General features: G+C 64.2%; 16 protein-coding genes. 5 read left to right on the top strand and 11 right to left on the bottom strand.

Annotation, left to right across the window (positions count from 1 at the left end; all coding sequences use genetic code 11):
• Entirely contained in the window at window positions 1-1,287 is a 1,287-nt protein-coding gene (locus J2X38_RS18000) for a dicarboxylate/amino acid:cation symporter (protein ID WP_077031256.1), read from the bottom strand.
• A gap of 203 nt (window positions 1,288-1,490) precedes the next feature.
• Between J2X38_RS18000 and J2X38_RS17995 the strand changes: the two genes are divergently transcribed.
• The 4 genes from J2X38_RS17995 to J2X38_RS17980 all read left to right on the top strand — a co-directional run bounded on the left by J2X38_RS17995 (window position 1,491) and on the right by J2X38_RS17980 (window position 6,830).
• Entirely contained in the window at window positions 1,491-3,290 is a 1,800-nt protein-coding gene (locus tag J2X38_RS17995; RefSeq protein ID WP_200905403.1) for an amidohydrolase family protein, read from the top strand.
• A gap of 255 nt (window positions 3,291-3,545) precedes the next feature.
• Complete coding sequence (locus J2X38_RS17990) at window positions 3,546-4,424, top strand: MBL fold metallo-hydrolase (protein WP_083455621.1); 879 nt, start codon at window positions 3,546-3,548, stop codon at window positions 4,422-4,424.
• 31 nt (window positions 4,425-4,455) lie between these two features.
• Window positions 4,456-6,036, top strand: a complete 1,581-nt coding sequence (locus J2X38_RS17985; protein WP_067179789.1) for a bifunctional protein tyrosine phosphatase family protein/NAD(P)/FAD-dependent oxidoreductase — start codon at window positions 4,456-4,458, stop codon at window positions 6,034-6,036.
• A complete protein-coding gene (locus J2X38_RS17980) occupies window positions 6,033-6,830 on the top strand; it encodes a sulfite exporter TauE/SafE family protein (RefSeq protein ID WP_077032448.1) in 798 nt (265 codons plus the stop codon). The genes J2X38_RS17985 and J2X38_RS17980 overlap by 4 nt, the downstream gene beginning before the upstream one ends.
• A 25-nt stretch (window positions 6,831-6,855) precedes the next feature.
• On the opposite strand, the gene J2X38_RS17975 is transcribed toward J2X38_RS17980, so the two are convergent.
• The 6 genes from J2X38_RS17975 to J2X38_RS17950 all read right to left on the bottom strand — a co-directional run bounded on the left by J2X38_RS17975 (window position 6,856) and on the right by J2X38_RS17950 (window position 13,563).
• Window positions 6,856-7,227 carry a copper-binding protein gene (locus J2X38_RS17975; RefSeq protein ID WP_077031254.1) on the bottom strand — a complete coding sequence of 124 codons (372 nt, stop codon included), beginning with the start codon at window positions 7,225-7,227 and terminating at the stop codon, window positions 6,856-6,858.
• Window positions 7,224-10,358 (bottom strand): efflux RND transporter permease subunit, encoded by a 3,135-nt coding sequence (locus J2X38_RS17970; protein ID WP_310256003.1) that lies wholly within the window; start codon window positions 10,356-10,358, stop codon window positions 7,224-7,226. The genes J2X38_RS17975 and J2X38_RS17970 overlap by 4 nt, the downstream gene beginning before the upstream one ends.
• Window positions 10,355-11,587: an efflux RND transporter periplasmic adaptor subunit gene (locus J2X38_RS17965; protein WP_077031252.1), complete on the bottom strand. Its 1,233-nt coding sequence runs from the start codon at window positions 11,585-11,587 to the stop codon at window positions 10,355-10,357. The genes J2X38_RS17970 and J2X38_RS17965 overlap by 4 nt, the downstream gene beginning before the upstream one ends.
• Window positions 11,584-12,810 carry a TolC family protein gene (locus tag J2X38_RS17960; RefSeq protein WP_077031251.1) on the bottom strand — a complete coding sequence of 409 codons (1,227 nt, stop codon included), beginning with the start codon at window positions 12,808-12,810 and terminating at the stop codon, window positions 11,584-11,586. The genes J2X38_RS17965 and J2X38_RS17960 overlap by 4 nt, the downstream gene beginning before the upstream one ends.
• Window positions 12,811-12,873: 63 nt before the next feature.
• The gene (locus J2X38_RS17955; RefSeq protein ID WP_053555658.1) at window positions 12,874-13,140 is read right to left on the bottom strand and encodes a hypothetical protein; all 267 of its coding nucleotides are present in this window, start codon (window positions 13,138-13,140) and stop codon (window positions 12,874-12,876) included.
• Between the two features lie 63 nt (window positions 13,141-13,203).
• Window positions 13,204-13,563, bottom strand: a complete 360-nt coding sequence (locus J2X38_RS17950; RefSeq protein ID WP_053556385.1) for a hypothetical protein — start codon at window positions 13,561-13,563, stop codon at window positions 13,204-13,206.
• A gap of 313 nt (window positions 13,564-13,876) precedes the next feature.
• Between J2X38_RS17950 and J2X38_RS17945 the strand changes: the two genes are divergently transcribed.
• Window positions 13,877-15,952 (top strand): TonB-dependent receptor, encoded by a 2,076-nt coding sequence (locus J2X38_RS17945; protein ID WP_077031250.1) that lies wholly within the window; start codon window positions 13,877-13,879, stop codon window positions 15,950-15,952.
• A 307-nt stretch (window positions 15,953-16,259) separates the two neighbouring features.
• On the opposite strand, the gene J2X38_RS17940 is transcribed toward J2X38_RS17945, so the two are convergent.
• The 4 genes from J2X38_RS17940 to J2X38_RS17925 all read right to left on the bottom strand — a co-directional run bounded on the left by J2X38_RS17940 (window position 16,260) and on the right by J2X38_RS17925 (window position 21,451).
• Window positions 16,260-17,537, bottom strand: coding sequence for a hypothetical protein (locus tag J2X38_RS17940; protein WP_011542709.1), 1,278 nt, complete (start codon window positions 17,535-17,537; stop codon window positions 16,260-16,262).
• Between the two features lie 185 nt (window positions 17,538-17,722).
• Window positions 17,723-18,352, bottom strand: a complete 630-nt coding sequence (locus J2X38_RS17935) for a cytochrome c (RefSeq protein ID WP_077031249.1) — start codon at window positions 18,350-18,352, stop codon at window positions 17,723-17,725.
• 257 nt (window positions 18,353-18,609) lie between these two features.
• A complete protein-coding gene (locus J2X38_RS17930) occupies window positions 18,610-19,086 on the bottom strand; it encodes a DUF4440 domain-containing protein (protein ID WP_053555655.1) in 477 nt (158 codons plus the stop codon).
• Between the two features lie 43 nt (window positions 19,087-19,129).
• Window positions 19,130-21,451 (bottom strand): heavy metal translocating P-type ATPase, encoded by a 2,322-nt coding sequence (locus J2X38_RS17925; RefSeq protein WP_077031248.1) that lies wholly within the window; start codon window positions 21,449-21,451, stop codon window positions 19,130-19,132.
• Between the last annotated feature and the right edge of the window lie 33 nt (window positions 21,452-21,484).

Genomic DNA, 21,484 nt, shown 5'->3' with positions numbered 1-21,484 from the left:
TCACTCCTTGGTTGCGAGAGAGGGTAGTTGTTCGGTGGGTACGGGCTCGCCGGCAGCCGCTTCGCGCGCCATTCTGCGGCCTTCCCAGTGGTCGATGACGGCGGCAGCGACCGAATTGCCGACGACGTTGGTCGCCGAGCGGCCCATGTCGAGCAGATGGTCGACCGCGAGGATCAGGAGCAGCCCGGCCTCGGGCAGTTTGAAGTAGGCGAGTGTCGCCGAGATCACGACGAGCGAGGCACGCGGGACGCCCGCCATGCCTTTCGACGTCACCATGAGCAGGAGCAGCATCGTGATCTGCTGGCCGATACTCATGTCAATGCCATAGGCCTGCGCGATGAAGAGCACCGCGAAAGTGCAATACATCATCGAGCCGTCGAGATTGAAGCTGTAGCCCAGCGGCAGGACGAAGGAGACGATGCGGCGGTTGACGCCCTGCTTCTCGAGCTCCTCCATCGTCTTCGGATAGGCGGCTTCCGAGCTGGCGGTCGAAAAGGCGAGGAGCACCGGAGTGCGGATGCCGCGGAACAGTCCGAAGGCGCGCGTGCCGATGATCGCGAGCGCGGCGAGGAAAAGCACAAGCCAGAGCGCGCCGAGCGAGAGATAGAAGCCCGAGACGAAGCCCGCATAGGTCACGAGGACGCCGGGGCCCTGCGTCGCGACGGTCGAGGCGAGCGCGGCGAAGATTGCGACCGGGGCGGTCTTCATCACGAAGCCGGTTACCTTGAGCATGATCGCGGCGACCTGCTCGACGAGGGCGAGCACGGCGGGAGCCTTGTCGTCGATGGCGGCCACCGCCGAGCCGACGAGGACCGAGAAGACGACGATCTGGAGGATCTCGTTCTCGGCCATCGCCTGGACGATCGATTGCGGGATGAGGTGGGTGACGAATTGCTTGAGCGAGAAGTCGCCGGTCGCGACGAGGCCTTCAGCGCCGGTTGTCGGCAGGTCGAGCGCGAGGCTCGCGCCCGGCTGGAGCAGGTGGACCATGACGAGCCCGATCGAGAGCGACACGATCGAGGCCCCGATGAACCAGCCCATCGTCTTCGCGCCGACGCGGCCGATCGCGGCGGCGTCTTCCATATGCGCGATCCCAGCAACGAGGGTCGCGAAGACGAGCGGCGCGATGATCATCTTGATGAGCCGCAGAAAGAGGTCGGTAAGGATCGAGAGATTGTCGGCGATTTCGGCGGCTCTTGCGGCCGGGTAATGCGAATTCACGAACCAGCCCGCCGCAATCCCGGCGACCATGGCGAAGATGAGGATGAAGGCGAAAGCTCTGTTCATGACTGTCCCGTTCCGGCTTCGCCCCGGCCGGGGCGTACAGGAAGCAGAGACGCAAGTGCGGCGCGGTTCCGCAGCAGCAATGCGGTCGACAAGCGCATATTGTTGCGACATGGCGGGCGCGGACCGAACAGGCTGGTGGGGATATCTACCGCCGCTGCGTCAAAGCAGGGCAGGGCGACAATCAGACAATCGAGGAGACGCGCGTGGCCAGTTTTCGGAAGATGATCGTAGCGGGAACGGCGCTCGCCGCCGGGCTTGGCTGGGCGAGCCAGTCGGTACTCGCCGAACCGGGCGGCGAGCTGGTCGCGATCACCGGCGCGACGATCTTCGATGCCACGGGCAAGGATCCCTATCGCGGCACCGTCGTCGTGCGGGGTGGCCGGATCGATGCGGTCGGAGCTGACGTCAAGGCTCCCAAGGGCGCGAAGATAGTGCGTGCCGACGGCAAGGCGCTGCTCCCGGGCTTCATCGACGTCCATACGCACTGGTCGCCGTCGGGCTCGCCCGCCGCGCTGCCGCAAATCGCCAACGCTTACCTCTCGAGCGGCGTGACGACCGTGAACGACTTCCACCAGCAGCCCGAAGCCTTCGCGCCGCGCCGCGCCTGGCTCGCCGACATCTACGCGCCGCACGTCAACTTCGTCGCGCGCATGAGCACGCCGGGCGGCCACGGCGCCGACTGGGGTGACACCAATACCACCAAATGGGTCGCGACCGCCGAGAGCGCGCGGCGCGAGGTGCAGGCGCTCCAGCCCTATCGCCCCGACTATATCAAGGCTTTCGCCGACGGCTGGCGCTACGGCCAGCTGCCCGAGGAAACCTCGATGAACGTCGAGACCCTCGCCGCACTCGCCGACGAGGCGCACAAGCATGGCCAGCGCGTGCTCACTCATACGGTGACCGTCGAACGCGGCAAGCTCGCCGCCGACGCCGGCATCGACGTGATCGCGCACAGCATCCAGGACGGCGTGCTCGATGCCGACGCGATCGCCCGGATCAAGAAGGCGGGCACCTTCTACGCCCCGACGCTCGCCATCTATCAGCTGAAGCCCGACGAGATCGGCCCCGGGCGCAAGGACGATGCCGCGACGCGCCTGCGCATTCGCAAATATGGCTTCGCCGAAGAGAATGTCCGCAATCTCCACGCGGCCGGCGTCACGATCGCGGTCGGGACCGACGCGGGGATCGGCGGTGCGAAGCACGGCGTCTCGACGCTCCAGGAAATGGAATTGCTCGTTGCGGCTGGCCTCACGCCGAAGGCGGCGCTGCTCGCGGGCACGTCGAATAGCGCGCTCGCGCTCGGACTTTCGGCCGACCGCGGCACGATCGAGAAGGGCAAGCGCGCCGATCTTGTGCTCATCGACGGCAAGCCGTGGGAAGCGATCGGCGATGTCGAGAAGATCGACCGTGTTTTCGTCGACGGCAAGCTCGTCCATGGCGCCGGGGTGAAGCTGCCCGCGGGCAACCTCGCCACGACGCTCCCGGCGTTGCCCGCTGAGGCGCTGATCGACGATTTCGAACGCGCCGATGGACGGAGCTCGCTCGACACGCTCCGCCTCACCGACATGGATGGCGGCGTCGAGCGTTCCTCGGTGGTCACCAACCGCGTGACCCACGCGGGCGGCGACGGCTCGGCGCTTGCCTTCGCGGTGCAGATGTCGCTCAAGGACAAGCCCGAGGGCGGCATCCTCGTGCCCTTGAGCCGTGGTTCGGTCCGTCCGGTCGATGCGCGCAAGTTCGCAGGCGTCCGGCTCGATATGCGCGGCGCCGGCCGCTATCTCCTCGTGGTCAACACGCTCGCAGGCGAATTCACCGCGCCGATCGAAGCGAAGGAAGGCTGGTCCGAGCTGCGCGTGCCCTTCTCCGCGCTCGTGGCGACGCGCCCCGGCCGCGGCGATGCGCCGTCCTGGCGCGGCGACGATCTCGTGCAGGTCGGTGTCGTCGTCCAGCGCGAGGCGGGCGCAAGTTCATGGGGCGAAATCGACAATCTTCGCTTTTACTGATTCCCGCGCGGCGCCGCTTACGGCGGTCTGCCGCAAAGCGAGCGATCCTTGCTCCATCCGTGTCAGACTCGGTTGGGCAATATAGGAGTGGGGTAAACTCGTTTCGCTGCGTCTCTTTCTATTGAGAGCGGATGCATTTGCTCAGAATCGCGCGTCCGCTGTTCCTGGAAGGAGTATTCGCTGATCATGGAGGAGGACCGGGCTGCATGGACTTTAGCAGCGGATGTCCCGCTCGCGGCTGCACGGCATCAGCTTATGTCGATAGCGAAAGATACGGCGGCGGTGCGCGGCTTCTTCGATCCCGAGACCTCGACGATCAGCTATTTGGTCCATGATCGGCGCACGAAGCGCGGCGCGGTGATCGACAGTGTGCTAGACTATGACGCAGCTGCCGGGCGTACCTCGACCGCCTCGGCCGAAGCGATCATGGAGTATGTCCGCGCCGAGGGCATCGCGATCGACTGGCTTTTGGAGACCCACGCGCATGCCGATCATCTCTCGGCAGCAGCTTGGATCAAGGAAAGGCTCGGCGGCGCGATCGCGATCGGCGAGCATATCCGGGACGTTCAGGCTGTGTTCGGCGACATCTTCAACGCCGGACCCGAATTTCGCCGTGATGGCTCGGATTTCGATCGTCTCTGGTCCGATGGCGACCGTTTCGCAATTGGCGAACTGCCAGTTACCGTGCTCCATGTTCCCGGTCATACGCCAGCTTGTGTTGCTTATGTGATCGGCGATGTGGTGTTCGTCGGCGACACGATGTTCATGCCCGATTACGGCTCGGCGCGCGCTGATTTTCCGGGCGGCGATGCTGTTTTTCTGTTCCGGTCGCTCCGCCGCATCCTTGAGCTCCCCGGCGATACGCCGCTCTTCATGTGCCACGACTATCTGACCGCGGAGCGGCAGGAGCACCGCTGGCAAACGACCGTCGCCGAGCAGCGTGCCGCAAACGTCCACGCGCGCGATGGTATCTCCGAAGACGAGTTCGTCGCTCGCCGCCGCGCGCGCGATACCGAACTCGCGATGCCTCGGCTGCTGCTGCCTTCGATACAGGTCAATATGCGGGCGGGGCGCTTGCCGCCCGCGGAGGACAATGGCGTCGCCTATCTCAAGATACCGATCGATCGGCTGTGAGCGCCGACACCTTTCCCCGAATGGAGAAACAATGACCATCAGGAGCCTGACCCCAGCACTCAGCGTGTCGCCGCAGATCGACCCGGCCGATGTCGTCGCGCTCGCCGCGTCGGGGTTCCGCTCGATCGTCTGCAATCGCCCCGATGGCGAGGAAGCAGGGCAGCCGACGGCAGCGGCGATCGCCGCTGCTGCAGAGGCGCACGGCCTTCGCTTCGTGCATATTCCCGTCATGTCGGGCGGGATCGATGAAGGCGATGTCGCCACAATGGCCCGAGCGCTCGCCGACCTCCCGGCGCCGGTTCTGGCCTATTGCCGCTCAGGCGCGCGCTCCGAGCAGCTTGCCGGTATGGCGTCGGCGCGCGGCGCCGATGGTAGTGTCGCGCATTATGATATCATCGTGATCGGTGGCGGCAGCGCGGGGATCGCGACCGCAGCGAGCATCCTGCGCCGCCGTCCCGGGGTGTCGATCGCGATCGTCGAGCCATGCGCGGATCATTATTACCAGCCCGGGTTCACGATGGTCGGCGGCGGCATTTTTGCGGCCGAGGCAACCCGGCGCGACGAAGCGGGGCTGATCCCAGCAGGCGCCGAATGGGTCCGCGGCGCGGCGGCATCCTTCGATCCCGCGAGCGACCGGGTGACGCTCGCCGATGGGCGCGTGCTCGGCTATCGCGCGCTCATCGTCTGTCCGGGGCTCAAGCTCGACTGGGACGCGATCCCAGGGCTCGCCGGAGCGCTCGGCGCGGACGGCGTAACGTCCAACTATCGATACGATCTTGCGCCCTATACCGACCGTCTGGTGCGCCGTTTTCGCGGCGGCCGTGCACTGTTCACCCAGCCGCCGATGCCGATCAAATGCGCGGGCGCCCCGCAGAAGGCGATGTATCTCTCGTGCCACCGCTGGGAGCGCGCCGGGTTGCTCGGGCAGGCCGAGGTGCAGTTCCATACGGCGACGCCGTCGCTGTTCGGGGTCGCCGCCTATGTGCCTGCGCTCGAAGCCTATATCGCGCGCTACGCCGTCGATCTGCAGCTAGAATCGCGTCTCGTGTCGATCGACGGGCCGGCAAAAGTCGCGCTCTTCGAGCAGCGTCGCGGCGACGCCGTCCGCCGGGTCGAGGAACGCTTCGACATGATCCATGTCGTCCCGCCGCAGGTCGCCCCCGAATTTATCGCATCGAGCCCGCTCGCGGCGCCCTCCGGCTTCGTCGCGGTCGACGAGGCGACGCTCCGCCATAGTGTGTACGCCAATGTCTTCGCGCTCGGGGATGTCGCTGCAACCACCAACGCCAAGACTGCGGCCGCCGCGCGCAAACAGGCGCCTGTCGTGGCGCTCAACGCGCTCGCCGCGCTCGATGGCGCTCCGCCAGTGGCAGCTTATGACGGTTATGGGAGCTGCCCGCTGACCGTCGAAGCGGGGAAGATCGTCCTCGCCGAATTCGGCTATGGCGGGAAATTGCTCCCGACCTTTCCCAAATGGATGATCGAGGGCACGCGGCCGTCGCGCATCTCCTGGCTGCTCAAGGAAAAGATTCTACCGCCGGTCTACTGGCACGGCATGCTGCGCGGCCGCGAGTGGCTCGCGGCGCCGGCGCCGATCGGTTCGGGGGCGTGACGCTCGACACGCTTCAATATCTGCTCGGCGGCCTGTCGGGCGGCATCGTCGGCTTCACCCTCGGCCTTGTCGGCGGTGGCGGCTCGATTCTCGCAGTGCCGCTGATGGTCTATCTCGTCGGGGTCGCGAGCCCGCATGTAGCGATCGGGACGAGCGCGCTCGCGGTTGCCGCCAACGCGGCCTCGGGGCTCGCGCAGCATGCACGCGCCGGGACGGTCAAATGGCGCTGCGGCTTTCTCTATGCGGGGAGCGGCATCGTCGGCGCGCTCGCAGGCTCGACCATCGGCAAGGCGATCGACGGGCAGAAACTGCTCTTCCTCTTCGCGTTGCTGATGCTCGTCGTAGGCGTGCTGATGCTGCGCGGGCGAGACAATCCCGGCATCGAGGGGGCCGCCTGCAATCGCCATAATGCGCCGAAAGTGCTCGGCTATGGTCTCGGCACCGGGGGCTTTTCGGGATTTTTCGGTATCGGCGGCGGGTTCCTGATCGTGCCTGGGCTGATCGCCTCTACGAAGATGCCGATCCTCAACGCGGTCGGCACCAGCCTCGTCGCGGTCACCGCCTTCGGGCTGACCACGGCGCTGAGCTATGCGGTGTCGGGATTGATCGACTGGCCGCTGGCCGCAGTCTTCATCGCCGGGGGACTCGCCGGCGGTATCGCCGGGACACGCGCCGCGCGTCAATTATCGAGCCGGGGGGCGCTGACCGCGATCTTCGCCGGCCTTATCTTCACGGTCGCAGCCTATATGCTCGTCAGGAGCGCGAGCGCTCTTTTCGCGACCGCGGGCGGTTGAGGTTCCTGCCGCCCGCCGCCACCGTCTATTTCATCTTTTCAATCCGCGTGATCGTTCCCGCCTTGCCGTTCCAGTCGAGCTCGAAACTCACCCGGTCTCCGACCGCCAGACCTTCCAGCAGCTTCTGCGGCGCGGCGAAGCCCATCGTCATCGCCGGCCAATCGAGTTCGGCGATCGCGCCATGATCGAGGGTGACCTCCCCGGCCGCGGTGTCGATTGCGGTCACGCTTCCCGTGCCCTTGCCGTGCCTGGTTTCGGCCGGCATCGCCATGGCGCCGACATCCTTCGCGGGCGCGGCCGCGTCTTCGGCCGGTTTCGAGGTTTCGCCTTGCTGGCCGCAAGCGGCAAGTCCTGCGGTGAGCGCGAGGCCCAGCGCGAATGTGACAGATTTCTTCATGTCGCTTCTCCTTCGGGTTGAATGGGATTTGCCGCGCGTCTCCGCATGAGCAGATAGGCGGCGGGAATGATGAACATCGACAAGAGCGGCGCGGTGAGCATGCCGCCGACCATCGGCGCTGCGATCCGGCTCATCACCTCCGAACCCGTCCCGGTCCCGACGAGGATCGGGAACAAGCCGGCGAGGATGACTGCGACGGTCATCGCCTTGGGCCGCACGCGCAGCAGCGCACCGTCACGGACCGCGGCCTTGATGTCGCCGTCGTCGCGGGCGGCGAGCGCCTGTTTGAGATAGATAAGCATCACGACCCCGAACTCGGCGGCGACGCCAGCGAGCGCAATGAACCCGACTGCGCTCGCAACCGACTGGTTATAGCCGAGCAGATAGAGCAGCCACAGGCCGCCGGTGAGCGCGAAGGGCAAGCTTGCCATAATGAGTAAAGCCTCGTCCCAGCGGCGGAAGGTCAGATAGAGCAGGACTAAGATGATCGCGAGCGTGACCGGCACCACGATCTTCATCCGTTCGGTCGCGCGGACGAGGAACTCGAACTGTCCAGTGTAGGAGACGCTGACGCCCGGCGGCAGCTTGACGTCGCGCTCGATAGCCTGCTGCATGTCCTGCACCAGCCCCTGCAGGTCGCGGCCGCGGCTGTCGACATAGATCCAGGTTACCGGACGCCCATTCTCGCTGCGCAGCATCGGCGGGCCGTCGCTCACCTTCACGCTGGCGACGGTGCCGAGCGTGATTTGCTGGCGCGAAGGCGTCAGGATCGGCAGGCTAGCGAGTTCGCCGATACTGTCGCGCAGCTCGCGCGGATAGCGGACGCTGATCGGGTAGCGCGCGAGCCCCTCGATGGTCTGGCCGATCGTCTCGCCGCCGATCGCGCCGGAGACGATGGACTGCACGTCGGCGACATTGAGGCCGTAGCGCGCCGCCGCGGCGCGATCGATGTCGACATCGATATAGCGCCCGCCGGTCAGCCGTTCGGCCAGCGCCGAGGCGACGCCGGGCACGGTCTTCACGACCGTTTCGATGCGTTTGGCGGTCTGGTCGATCGCCGCCAGATCCGATCCCGCGACCTTGATACCTACCGGGCTCTTGATCCCGGTCGCGAGCATATCGATGCGGTTGCGGATCGGGGGAATCCAGAAATTGGCGAGCCCCGGAACGCGGACGCGCGCATCGAGTTCCTCGACCAGCTTTTCCTCGGTCATGCCGGGACGCCATTGCTCTTTCGGTTTGAAGCGGATCGTCGTTTCGAACATCTCTAGGGGCGCCGGGTCGGTCGCGGTGTCGGCGCGCCCTGCTTTGCCGAACACGCTCTCGACCTCGGGCACCGTCTTGATCAGCCGATCGGTTTGCTGGAGCAGGCTCGACGCGCGCGCCGCTGAAATGCCGGGAAGCGCCGAGGGCATGTAGAGCAGGTCGCCTTCGCGCATCTGCGGCATGAACTCGCCGCCGATCTGGGTCATCGGCCACTGGCTGGTGGCGAAGACGAGGCCGGCGATCGCGAGCGCCTTTTTGGGGCGGGCCAGCACCCAGTCGAGTGCCGGCCGATAGGCGTGGGTCAGCCAGCGATTGATCGGATTGGCCTGTTCGGCGGGGATCCGGCCGCGGATCAGCCAGCCCATCAGCACCGGAACCAGCGTGATCGAGAGTATCGCGGCCGCGGCCATCGCATAGGTTTTGGTGAATGCGAGCGGCGCGAAGAGTCGCCCTTCCTGGCCCTCGAGCGTGAAGATCGGGATGAACGAGAAGGTGATGATGAGGAGGCTGAGGAAGAGCGCCGGCCCAACTTCGGCGGCGGCCTCGGTGATCACGCGCCAGCGTTCGGCGCCCTTCAAGTCCTCGCCCGGATGATCGCGCTCCCAATGTTCGAGATGCTTGTGGGCATTTTCGATCATCACCACGGCTGCGTCGACCATCGCGCCGACCGCGATCGCGATGCCGCCCAGCGACAGGATATTGGCGTTGAGCCCCTGCAGCCGCATGACGATAAAGGCGATGAGGATGCCGAGCGGCAAGGTCAGGATCGCGACCAGCGCCGAGCGCGCGTGCCAGAGGAAGAGCGCGCAGACGAGCCCGACGATGATGAACTCTTCGACGAGCTTCGAGGTCAGATTGTCGACCGCGCGGTCGATCAGCCCCGAACGGTCGTAAGTGGTGACGATCTCGACCCCGGGCGGCAGGCTGCGCTTGAGCTCGGCGAGCTTGGTGCGGACGCCGTCGATAACCTCGCGGGCATTCTTGCCCTCTCGCATGACGATCACGCCGCCCGCGACCTCACCCTCGCCGTTGAGCTCGGCGATACCGCGCCTTGTGTCGGGGCCGATCTGGACCGTTGCGACGTCGCCCACCGTAACCGGAATTCCGCCGCTTGCAGTGCGGAGAGGAACCGCGCGAAAGTCGTCGAGCGACTTCAGATAGCCGCTCGCGCGGACGATATATTCGGCTTCGGCGAGTTCGAGGCTGCCGCCGCCGCTTTCCTGGTTGGCGCGCTTGAGGGCGTCTGCCACCTCCGGCGCGGTCACCCCGAAGGCGGCGAGCTTCTGCGGATCGACGATGATCTGATATTGGCGCACCATGCCGCCGATGCTCGCGACCTCGGCGACGCCAGGGACCGATTTGAGTTCGAAGCGGAGGAACCAGTCCTGCAGGCTGCGCAGTTCGGCGAGATCGTGGCGGCCGCTCTTGTCGACCAGCGCATATTCATAGATCCAGCCGACCCCGGTTGCGTCGGGGCCGAGGCTCGCGCGTGCGCCCTCGGGGAGGCGGCTTTGCACCTGGCTCAGATATTCGAGGACGCGGCTGCGCGCCCAATAGGGATCGGTGCCGTCGTTGAATAGCACATAGACGAAGCTGTCGCCGACGAAGCTATAGCCGCGCACGACGCGCGCTCCGGGCACGGAGAGCATCGTCGTCGTGATCGGATAGGTGACCTGATCCTCGACGATCCGCGGTGCCTGGCCCGCATAAGTGGTGCGGATGATGACTTGAACGTCCGAGAGATCAGGCAGGGCATCGACCGGCGTCGTGCGGACCGCGGCGATCCCGAGCAGCGTCAGGATCAGTGCCGCCGCGACGACAAGTCCGCGCGCCGCGACCGAGGCGCGAATGATCTTCGCGATCATTGCGCAGGCTCCAGCGGGCGCACGGTGAGACCGGTCAGGCTCGCTTCGGAATCGAGCAGGAACTGACCCGACGCGACGACCTTCTCGCCGGGTGCGAGCCCCCGCAATATCTCGGTCTTGCCGCCGCCTTCGCGCCCAGCGACCACTTCGGCAGGATGATAGCGACCGTCGCCCTTCTCGAGCATCACGATGCTGCGCGTGCCGGTGCGGATCACCGCTTCGCTCGGCACCAGCAGCGCCGGTTTGGCATCGCCGCCGAGCGCTACCGCCGCGAACATTCCGGGGCGGAGACGCCCGCCGCGATTGGCGAGTTCAATGCGCACCGTCAGAGTCCGACTGTCGGCGGTCGTCGTCGGCAGGATCGCCACGACCCTGCCGGCGAAGCTCTCGCCGGGAAAGGCGGTAAGGGTCGCCGTCGCCCGCTGGCCGATGTTGACCAACCCGGCCTGCGCTTCGGGTAGCGCCGCGTTGAGCCATACCGTGCCGAGCCCCGAAATTTCGGCGAGCGTCTGCCCCGTGGCGAGCGTGACGCCCGCGCGCGCATTAAGTGTCTGGACGACGCCGCCGATCGGCGCGCGTATCGTCAGCCTGCCGCCGGTTCGTCCGGTCCGGTCGACCTCGGCAATCACCCCTTCGGGCATGCCCATCAGCCGCAGCCGCTGGCGTGCCGCTGAAGTGAGGTCTGGGCGTCCGAGTTTCTTGACGCTCAGATATTCGGTCTGGGCGCCGCCCCATTCGGGCAATTGCAGGTCGGCGATCGGCGTGCCGGCGCCGATGACGTCGCCGGGCGCGAGGCGATAGACGCGCTCGACGAAGCCGCCCGAGCGCGCCTGGACGATGGCGACGTCGCGCTGGTTGAAATCCACACTGCCATTGACGTCGAAGGTCGCCGCCAGACTGCCCATTTCGGCCGCGACGACGCGTATTCCGAGGCTCTGCCTCGCGGCCGGATCGACCGTGATGCCGGGGCCGGTGCCAGAACCGCCAGCCTCATCGGCATATTTAGGCTCGAGCTGCATATCCATGAAGGGCGACTTGCCGGGCTTGTCGAACTTCTGGTTCGGAAACATCGGGTCGTAATAATAGAGGATCTTGCGGCTGTCGGCCGGGGTTCCCCCCGGCGCATGGCTGTCCCCGCGCTGTCCCAGCCAATAGCCGCCGCCGCCCGCGATCAGCACCGCGGCCAGGATAGCGGCGCGCCACCGCGCCGCTGACGTCGCATCGGTCATCGCCCTGTCTCCCCATAGATAGTGTTGATCCGGATCGCGTCGCGCGCGACCTCGGCTTCGCGCGACAGCGCATCGACTTCGGCCTCTGCCAGCGCGAGTGTCGACAGGAGCGCAGTGCCGAGGTCGAGCTTTCCGGCGGCGTAGCTGACAAGGTCGAGCTCGGCGCGCTTCTTCGCCAGCGGCACCAGCTGCGACCGTGCATTTGTCAACTGCTCGTGGTGCATGCGATGATCGGCTAGATCGGCGTCGAGCGACGCCGCGATGTCGCGCTTGGCGGCTTCGCGGTCGAGGCGCGCGCGTGTCGCTTCGCTGGCGCGGGCGGCGATTTTGGGATCCTGCCGCTTTTTCGAGAAAAATGGCAGATCGATCGTGACCCCGAGCGTGACGAGGTCGCCATAATTGGGCTCGCGACGTCCATAGGCCGCATTGACGCTCCAGTCGGGGCGCTTGTCGGCGCGCGCAAGGCCCGTTTCGGCATCGGCCGCGATGGCGCGAGCGTCGAGCGCCCGCAGCCTTGGCAGGGCGTCGATGCCCGCGCGCAGCGTCGCCTCGTCGACCGTCGGCGGCGGCGGGTCGCCCGCCGTGTCGGCGACGGGGTCGCCGGTGAAACGCGCGAGCTGTGCGCGGGCGCGCGCGATCTCGGCGGCGAGCGCGCTGCGGCGGTCGTTGATCGCGGCGCGAAGCTGATCGGGCTCCAGCGCTTGCGCCGGGCGCGCCGCGCCGCTCGCTAGCCGCGCCGTCACCGTTGCTTGCAAATCCCCGAGACCGGCGTCGAGCAGGTCGAGTTCCTTCAGCCGCTTCTTGGCATAGAAGAGATCGACCCAGGCAAGCGCAGTCGCGAGCCGGACGTCCTGCGCGGTAACTGCCTCGTCGGCGCGGGCGATTCCGATATCGGCCTGCGCGCGCGTCGCGCGTGCGCGTCGCTTGGCGGAGTTCGGGAAATCCTGGCTGACGCCGATGACCTGCATCGTGAAATCGTCGCGATTGAACCGGCCCGCATCGGGACCGGTTACCGGGAAATCCTGGATGGCGAGATTGAGCTTCGGGTCGGGAAGCCGGTCGGCGGCGATTGCCGCCGACCGCGCGGCATCGAGCCCGGCTTCTCGGGCTTGTAATTCGGGCGCTCGCGTTTCCGCCAGCCGAAGCGCATCATCGAGCGACATCGGTTCGGCGTGCAGGGCCGTGGGCAGCGCAAGCACGGCTGCCGCAAAGAAAAGGCGCATGATTTCCCCCTTTTTGGATCGGGCGAGGCCATCCCCGGCGCATAGGCGCCGGGGATGGAGATATTACGCCGCGGGGTGCGCCATGTGGCCGCCGGTCATTTTTTTCATGCAATCGGCCGGATCGGCCTTCATCATGTCGCAGTCGCAGTTGGCCATCTGGGCGGACTTGTCCTTCACCCAGACGCGGACCCGCGAGGTGGTATTGGACTTGTTCGGTCCCGGCACCTGGCGGGTCTGCCATTCATAATGGCCCCCCGGCGCTTCCTGTGCGAAAACGGGAGCGGCAAGCGTTGCGGCCGCGAGTGCGGCAAGAGCAAAAATAGGTTTCATGTCGAATTCCTCGGTTGAAAAGCTAGGAAAGGCGCGCCGGAAGCGCGGTTCGCCTTTTGCAGTTCAGCCGAGGGATAGAGGTGGATCGGGTTCGGGGCCGAATGTTCTGCCAGCGAGCCGCCGGACAGGAAGCGGATCGAGCAAGCCCGGGACATGCGCTTTCGTTTCGAGCGGCATAGCCGGCGATACGACGGCGGGCGGAAGCGCGCAGCCCATCTTGGCAATGCAGTCGAGCGTGAGACCTTGGCAGGGCCTCTTGTCCTGCGACTTGTCGATGCCCATCATCTCCGCGCATTCGTCGCTCATTGCGGACGCGGTGATGGCCGTGTCGGGCATCGGCATCGCTGAAGCGAACGCCGCTTCCTGGGCCAAGAGACCCAGCAAGGCTCCGAGAAGGAGCAGGAGCGAGAAGCGGCGCTTCATGACGAAAGCATGATCCTTGGCGCATTCCGCGTCAACTTCATTCTGGCAAGCCGGACAAATCGGAGAGCCCAATTCCATCGGTCAAACGTCCTCTGTACCATTTTTTGAGGGATGGGGCGTTCTGGTGCGTAATCAATCTCAGTAGGGGATGTTGGGTGTTTGAACCCGGAAGCCGTAAACAGCGGTTTCCGGGCATGCATGTTTTTGTCCTCGACTTCCCCGAAACTCATTTGAGCTGCGCGACGGCGCAGTTCTTCGAAACAGGGGAAGCGTAGTGAACAATCTATACTGTTGCTCGTTAAAGAAGCGCACAATGCAGCGAACTTCGCTCGCGGCGATTGCGATGGCGTTCGCAATGCCTGTGCAGGCTCAGGAAGCCCAGTCGGAAGGCCTCGCGGAGATCATCGTAACGGCCGAGAAGCGCGAGGAAAATTTGCAGTCTGTTCCCGTCTCGGTCACAGCGATGACCGGCGAGGCGCTTACGGCAACGGGCATATCCAACGTCGAAGACCTGCAATTTTTCGTGCCGGGCGTGTCGATCACCAACGATTCCATGGCGATCATCAATATTCGTGGAATCGGCACCTCCGCGTTCGGCGTTGCGACCGATCCCAGCACGACGGTCCATTACGACGGTGTCTACATCTCGCGTCCGACGACGAGCTATCAGGATTTGTTCGACGTTGAACGCATCGAGGTTCTGCGCGGTCCGCAGGGCGTTCTCTTCGGTCGCAACTCCGCCGGCGGCACGCTCAACATCATCTCCAAGATGCCAACGGAGGATTTGACCGGCGCGCTGGGGCTCACAGTCGGAAATTATGAGAAGCGCTCGCTTAGTGGCACGATTTCGGGGCCGCTCGGAGCGGGCGTCCGAGGCCGTCTCACCTTGCTTGCCAACCAGCGTGACGGCATCTACCGCGACATCGTTTCGGGACGGCGATACCAGAATGAAGACAATCTCGCCGGACGACTGACGCTTGCGATCGACGCTAGCGACCGTCTTGAGATCGTGCTGCGGGCGGATGCCAGCCGCGATCGCGAGACTGGCGCACGGTCTGTCCGGCCCTTTTATCCGCAAGGCTTCATCGATGCGGGGGCGACGATCCCGGCCAATGACAAAGAAGCCGCGCTCGACCGCGTGCCGCGTTACGACGTCGATGCTTGGGGCGTGTCCTCGACGATGAACTGGGATGGTGGTCCGGTCACGATCCGCTCGATCACTGCGCTGCGCAAGAGCAAGGTCGTCCAGGCGCTCGATGTCGACTCGACCGACCTCTTCCTCCGCGATATCGAGTTTTTCGAACGCTCTCGCAGCTTCACGCAGGAGTTCCAACTGCTCAACAATGATGCAGACAAGCTGCGCTGGATCGTCGGGGCCTTCTATCTCAACGAAAAGGGCAATGACGAAATACGGATCATCGAACCGGGTCGTCGGCTCGCGATCCCGGAAAACAATACGACGAATGCATTCGCGCTCTTCGGACAAGCAAGCTACGAACTCATCGACCGCCTGCGATTGACCGGAGGGCTTCGATACTCATACGAAAAAAAGGATTTCGGATATCGTGTCCTGCTGAACGGAAATCAGGTCGATGCCGGTCAGCCCAAATCATCCTGGACCGCCTGGACTCCGAAAATTGGGATCGATTACGACCTTGCCGATGACGTCATGGCTTATGCGTCGGCAACCCGCGGGTTCAAATCGGGTGGATTCCAGCTGGGAGACGGGCGGCCTTTCCTCCCGGAGTATGTCTGGAGCTACGAAGTCGGCTTGAAGTCGACGCTCCTCGATCGCCGGCTTCGAGCTAATTTTTCGGCCTTCTATTATGATTACACCAATCTTCAGGTGGTCGAGTATAATAATGGCGTTGCCAGTACCACCAACGCCGGCAAGGCGACGATCAAGGGCGTTGAAGCGGAACTGATGGCACGGCCGTTCGATCGCCTGACGCTTACATCCACGATCGCTTATCTCGATGCGCGCTACGATGTCTATTTTGACGACGTCGGCGCAAGCCTCAAGGGCAAGCGGCTGCCGAACGCGCCGAAGTGGAACATCACTCTCGGCGGAGAATATAAGGCCTCCCTGGGCGGCGGAATGCTGACATTACGGACCGATATCTCCTGGCGCGACAGCATCTTTTTCAAGCCCAGCAACAATCCGCTTTTTTCCGGAAACGCCACGACCCTTATAAATGGGCGTGTCGCATGGCAGCCGGCGAGCGAAGCGTGGGAAATTGCGCTTTATGGCCGAAATCTCACCAACGAGCGCTATGTGAGCTATAGTACGATCGGGACGGACGCGACGGGTGTCTCGAACCCTACTCTTCCGCTCTACATCTACGGCGAGCCGCGCCAGTACGGATTGCAGCTGCGCTACTTTTTCTGAGGTTCCTCGTCCTGCGAGGTCCCCCGGCGACTCCCCTACGGTCGTCGGTCCCCCTGGGCGCTTGCGCCCGGGGGGAATACTTCCTCTGAACGCAGGACATGATATGTCCCTGTTCTCACCGGCGCCGTTACTTGAACGGCCCTGCTGATGGCACGATGAGCCGGACAGTAAGATGGCACGAACAGATACGGGCTAGTCCCATCCTGAACGTCGGTAGCGCGCGCGATTTCGATGCCCGGCTTTCCCTGTGACGCCGCGAGGATGCGAAGACCAACTGCTTTCGGAGGCCTACGCGTCGTCGGCTGCCTCACGGCAATGGATGGGAGATCGCCTTGATCGCCTTCAGGCCCGTACCGAAGCGGGCAATGGCGACCCTGTTCTGTTCGAGCTCGGCGTAGGGCAGGTAGGAAATGTCGAGATCACCGATCCGGCTGAAAGCCGGGCGTCGGAGCTGAGCGCGGACATCGGCTTCTCGCGCATCGGGTGCAACCAGGAAAAGTGGCGTCGACAAATGAAGATTCTCGCTGCTCAGCGCGAGATCAAGCATGCGGACAATTCCGGAATAAATGGATGTCGAATGCTCGACTTCGAATGCCGCCGCGACCGTAGCCGTCGATTGCTCGAGCCATAAGATGTCGATCAGTCTTATGGCATCGCTTCCTTGAGCGGTTGCGATGGCATGCGGCAAGCTATCGAGGCATCGAGACCCGAGCGGTACACCCTCATGAAGGCGCCCCCGGTCATTTGCCGCTACCCAGACGTCATATCCAAGTGCAAGGCCGAGGTCCCGAAGCCAGGATTGGACTTCGCTATGCGTCCGGTCGCTCTCTTTCTGATTTGCAAGCCCCTTATCGAACTTGTCGGACTGTGAGCGCGTTTCATTCAGCAAGGCCATCCAATCGCGAGCATTTTCGCTCGAACCGCTGAGCGGTGGGGCTGGAAACCGTCCCGATCCGATATCGAACAGCAGCCCTCCTATCGCGCCCAAATCGTTGGAGAGAAGATCCCGGTAGCAATCGTTGAGATCCAGAATGCCCGCGCGCATCGCGAGAAAATGCTCCCAGCTGCCAAGCTTCACATTCGCACCCGTCAGCGCGTTGTAGCCCTTTACGATTGCCGTATTGAACGGAGGCACAAGGGTGGGATGCAGAAAATAGAGAATGTTGGCTACCGCAGGACCCAACCCCTTGATCTTCTGTCTGTCGATTGCGAGGATCCCGGCGACGACCTCCTCGGCGGTATCGCAACAGGAGCAATGGTGAAGAAGTCTGCCAAAAGCTCGTTGATTGTCGGCGTTCTCGTAGATGTCCGGGATTCGGAGTTTGGGCTTCCACAAGAAAGCATGATCCGCACCTTTGAAAATCTGTCGTTGCTCGGCGATTGAATGAACAATGATCTCCAATGACGAGCCCCGATATGCCGCTCCGAAGGTGCCGGCCTCAATTTCGGCGACGACCTGCGAGATTCCTCTTCTGATCGACCGAAAATTCTTCAGTCGTTCCTCCCACAGGAACCAGCTTTGATAGGTCGAGCCGGAATCGCCGCGCCAGCGCTCGATCAGTTCGCGAACAAGATCGCGCTTCATGTTTATAGCCCCCGCTTGATCCATTCCGAATTGCTGTTTTCCACCTGCGGCTTGCCGGCCAAGACAGTTCGCTCGATCCGGCCCTTAGCGAAAGGCGAAACCTTCCGTCCCACCGGCAAGGTGGGCGGGAATGGAAGGTCGAAACGAGCCCGTTCACGCCCGGCGCTGCATAATTGTCGACGACCTCAGTGCCCTGCGTGTTCGCCCGCTCCGCTTGGTTTCTGACTCGCGCCTTCCGCCTCTGTCATGCCCTTCATCATCGCGTCATGGTCCATTGGCGCATTCTGCGTAATAGCCTGATATTGTGCCGGCGACAGGCCAGGGAGTTTTCGGACAAACGCGACCATATCCCAGATGAGACGATCATCATGCGTTTTCCCCCAGGCCGGCATGGCGGTCATCTTGATGCCATGCTTGATGATCCAGAATTGCTCCGAGGCAGAACGATCCGAACCTTTGAACAAGATGGGCGCTTGCGGATACAGCCCCTGACTCATTTCGGTTTTTTCCATTCCGGGCGCCAGATGGCAGCCGCTGCACATCTCCGTGTATAGTCCGGCGCCCGATGCGATCCGCGCCGGAGCCGCCAAATCCGCCGGCACCGCGATCGATCCGGACCGGGCTGCGATGGATTGCTCCCTGAATGTTTCGATGACGCTGTAAGTCAGTCGGCTATGAGGTGCATCGGCCGCTATATTGTACAGGCCGAGATAGACGGTGATTGCTCCAGCGCCAGCTATGACGGCAACGGCCAGGAGCGTGAACGCCAAGCTAGGCATGTGCTTCCGGAAATCGAAGTTTCGAAAACGCTCCATCGTCTATCTCCCTCAAAACAAGCGTCGAGCTGTGAAGCCGAACGCGATGCAAAGGCTGTTCAACAGATGATACGCACCGCAACAGGTTTTCCCTTGTCGCAAAGGAGACAGGTGGTTTGCGTACTTGCCGCGTCGAGGTAATTCCGGGCGCCCCTTACTCGATCGGACTTATGCGTTTCGTTCAGGCGCGGGCTCGGCGAGGCCTCAGGGCCCGCCCGGGCCCGCGAGCCTCGGGGGCGAGCCCTTTCTTCACGCGATCAGGCGCCGCCCGCCGGCCGCACCTTGGGCTTGCGTGAGGAACTGTGCAGATTGACGATCTGCCACTTTCCGTTTTCCCATTTAAGGACGCTCGTTGCGACGCCGTCCCGCTCGATTGTTTCGCCGCTCGCGAGTACGATCGAGAAGCTATAGGTCTCGGTCGCGATCGCTACATCGCCTTCGCCCCGAACCGATATCTTGTAGTTGCGGAAGGCAAAGGATCTGAACTCCTTGAGTTCGGGACCGAGGTGATGGTCGCGATAGTGGGCGAAATTCCCTTCGACGCCGCCCGACTCGAATATCTGGGCGTCTGGCGAAAAGAGTGCCTCGACGCCGGTCAGGTCCCGCTTTTCCATCGCTGATTTATACTGCGCGAGCGCTGCCGCCGCGCCCTGATAATCCACAGGCTCGGTCGCCTGAGCCGGGACGGCCACCAGCATGGCCAATGTGATTGCTGTAATCGTCAGTCGTCTCATATCATTTCCCCTTATTGCGTCCGAACTTCTCCGGTGGTTTCGATCAGATTCTGGCAAAGCGCAGCCGCAACGAATTGGCGATGACGCTGACGGACGAGAGTGCCATCGCAGCGGCGGCAATGACCGGCGAGAGCAATAGTCCGAAGACCGGATAGAGCACGCCCGCAGCGACCGGAATCCCGGCGACATTATAGGCGAAAGCGAAGAAGAGATTCTGGCGGATGTTCGCCATCGTCGCATGGCTGAGATGCCGCGCCCGCACGATGCCCAGAAGGTCGCCGCGCAGCAGCGTCACTCCCGCGCTTTCGATGGCGACATCGGTTCCCGAGCCCATCGCGATGCCGACGTCAGCGGCGGCGAGCGCGGGGGCGTCGTTGACCCCGTCGCCGGCCATCGCGACGATCCGGCCCTCTTCGCGCAGCCGCTGCACGACCGCACTCTTCTGGTCGGGGAGGACGTCGGCCTCAACGTCGTCGATGCCGAGGCGCCGCGCGATCGCCTCGGCGGTGACGCGATTGTCGCCGGTGAGCATGATGACCTTGATTCCGGCCTCGCGCAGCGCCGCGAGCGCGTCGCCCGTCGTTTCCTTGACGGGGTCGGCGATGGCGATGACCCCGGCCGCCTTGCCATTGACCGCGATGTAGATCGCCGTCGCGCCGTCTGTGCGAAGGCGGTCGGCTGCCTCGGTGAGCGCGCCCAGATCGACGTCATATTCTTCAAGAAAGCTCGCATTGCCGAGGACTATCGCCTTGTCGACGACGACCCCGACGATACCCTTGCCGACCGGCTGGTCGACCCCCGATGGCTCGACCAGCGCGAGGCCCCGGTCCTCGGCGGCCTTGACGATCGCGGCCGCCAATGGATGTTCGCTGCTGCGCTCGAGGCTCGCGGCAATCCGGAGCAGATCCTGCTCTTCGAAGCCTTCGGCGACGTCGATGGCGACGACCGAGGGCCTGCCTTCGGTCAGCGTCCCGGTCTTGTCGACGACGAGGGTGTCGACCTTCTCCATCCGTTCAAGCGCCTCGGCATTTTTGATCAGCACGCCGGCTTCGGCGCCACGCCCCACGCCGACCATGATCGACATCGGCGTCGCGAGGCCGAGCGCGCAGGGGCAGGCGATGATGAGCACCGAGACGGCGGCGATAAGGCCGTAGGCCATGGCGGGCGCGGGGCCGAGAAGCGACCAGACAATGAAAGCGACGATGGCGACGACGATGACGCCGGGCACGAACCAGCCCGAAACGGTATCGGCGAGACGCTGGATCGGCGCCCGGCTGCGCTGCGCGTCGGCGACCATTTGTACGATCCGCGCGAGCATCGTGTCGCGCCCGACCTTCTCGCTGCGCATGAGCAGGCCGCCCGTCTGGTTGATCGTCCCGCCGATCAGCGCCGCGCCGGCCGCCTTGGTGACCGGCATCGATTCGCCCGTAACCATCGATTCGTCGACTGTGCCGCGGCCTTCTACGACGATGCCATCGACGGGGACTTTTTCGCCCGGACGGATGCGCAGCATGTCGCCGACCGCGACTTCCTCGAGCGCTACCTCCTCGTCGCTTCCATCGCTGCGGACGCGCCGGGCGAGCTTCGGTGTCAGGTCAAGGAGCGCGCGGATCGCGCCGCTCGTCGTTTCGCGGGCCCTGAGTTCGAGCACCTGCCCGAGTAGCACCAGGACCGTGATGACTGCGGCGGCCTCGAAATAGACCGCGACCGAACCATCGGCGGCGCGGAAGGCTGCCGGGAAGATTTGCGGGAGAATCGCCGCCATCATGCTGTAGCCCCAGGCAACGCCCGTCCCCATCGCTATGAGGGTGAACATGTTGAGGCTCTTGTTGCGGATCGAGAGCCAGGCGCGCTCGAAGAAGGGCCAGCCAGCCCATAGCACGACGGGGGTCGCGAGCAGCATCTGGATCCAGTTGTTCGTCTGGCGGCCGACATATTGGTGGAGGCCCGTCAGATGGCCGCCCATTTCGAGCGCAACCACCGGAAGGGCGAGAAGGAGCCCGATCCAGAAGCGCCGCCGCATATCGCGATATTCTTCGCTGGGGCCGTCCGATGCTGTCGGCATGACGGGCTCGAGTGCCATGCCGCAGATCGGGCAGCTTCCGGGGCCGGCGCGCTGGATTTCGGGATGCATCGGGCAGGTCCAGATGGCGCCTTCGGGTGCATCGGCTGCGGCCGGCTCGCTTTTTGCGGCATAAAGATCGGGATCGGCCTCGAATTTGGCGAGGCAGCCTGCGCTGCAGAAATAGTGATGCTTGCCGCTATGCGTCGCGGTGTGAGGTGTGGTGGCCGGATCGACCGTCATGCCGCAGACGGGATCGGTCGTGCTCCCGCTGCCTTTTTCTGCGCCCTGATGATCGTGCATCGCCGCCGCTCCCGTATGTGTCGGATGCCCGCC

The sequence above is a fragment of the Sphingopyxis sp. BE235 genome, from assembly GCF_031457175.1.
Lineage (GTDB): Bacteria > Pseudomonadota > Alphaproteobacteria > Sphingomonadales > Sphingomonadaceae > Sphingopyxis.
The sequence above is the reverse complement of the archived record's forward strand: the minus strand, read 5'-3'. Positions and strand labels throughout refer to the sequence as shown.

Bases quoted from the DNA above. Each gene is read 5' to 3' on its own strand.
- J2X38_RS17945 (WP_077031250.1), top strand. From the start codon at position 13,877: ATGCAGCGAACTTCGCTCGCGGCGATTGCGATGGCGTTCGCAATGCCT.
- J2X38_RS17970 (WP_310256003.1), bottom strand. From the start codon at position 10,358: ATGATCGCGAAGATCATTCGCGCCTCGGTCGCGGCGCGCGGACTTGTC.
- J2X38_RS17955 (WP_053555658.1), bottom strand. From the start codon at position 13,140: ATGAAACCTATTTTTGCTCTTGCCGCACTCGCGGCCGCAACGCTTGCC.
- J2X38_RS17990 (WP_083455621.1), top strand. From the start codon at position 3,546: ATGTCGATAGCGAAAGATACGGCGGCGGTGCGCGGCTTCTTCGATCCC.
- J2X38_RS17925 (WP_077031248.1), bottom strand. From the start codon at position 21,451: ATGCACGATCATCAGGGCGCAGAAAAAGGCAGCGGGAGCACGACCGAT.
- J2X38_RS17935 (WP_077031249.1), bottom strand. From the start codon at position 18,352: ATGGAGCGTTTTCGAAACTTCGATTTCCGGAAGCACATGCCTAGCTTG.
- J2X38_RS17950 (WP_053556385.1), bottom strand. From the start codon at position 13,563: ATGAAGCGCCGCTTCTCGCTCCTGCTCCTTCTCGGAGCCTTGCTGGGT.
- J2X38_RS18000 (WP_077031256.1), bottom strand. From the start codon at position 1,287: ATGAACAGAGCTTTCGCCTTCATCCTCATCTTCGCCATGGTCGCCGGG.
- J2X38_RS17975 (WP_077031254.1), bottom strand. From the start codon at position 7,227: ATGAAGAAATCTGTCACATTCGCGCTGGGCCTCGCGCTCACCGCAGGA.
- J2X38_RS17930 (WP_053555655.1), bottom strand. From the start codon at position 19,086: ATGAGACGACTGACGATTACAGCAATCACATTGGCCATGCTGGTGGCC.
- J2X38_RS17960 (WP_077031251.1), bottom strand. From the start codon at position 12,810: ATGCGCCTTTTCTTTGCGGCAGCCGTGCTTGCGCTGCCCACGGCCCTG.
- J2X38_RS17965 (WP_077031252.1), bottom strand. From the start codon at position 11,587: ATGACCGATGCGACGTCAGCGGCGCGGTGGCGCGCCGCTATCCTGGCC.
- J2X38_RS17985 (WP_067179789.1), top strand. From the start codon at position 4,456: ATGACCATCAGGAGCCTGACCCCAGCACTCAGCGTGTCGCCGCAGATC.
- J2X38_RS17940 (WP_011542709.1), bottom strand. From the start codon at position 17,537: ATGAAGCGCGATCTTGTTCGCGAACTGATCGAGCGCTGGCGCGGCGAT.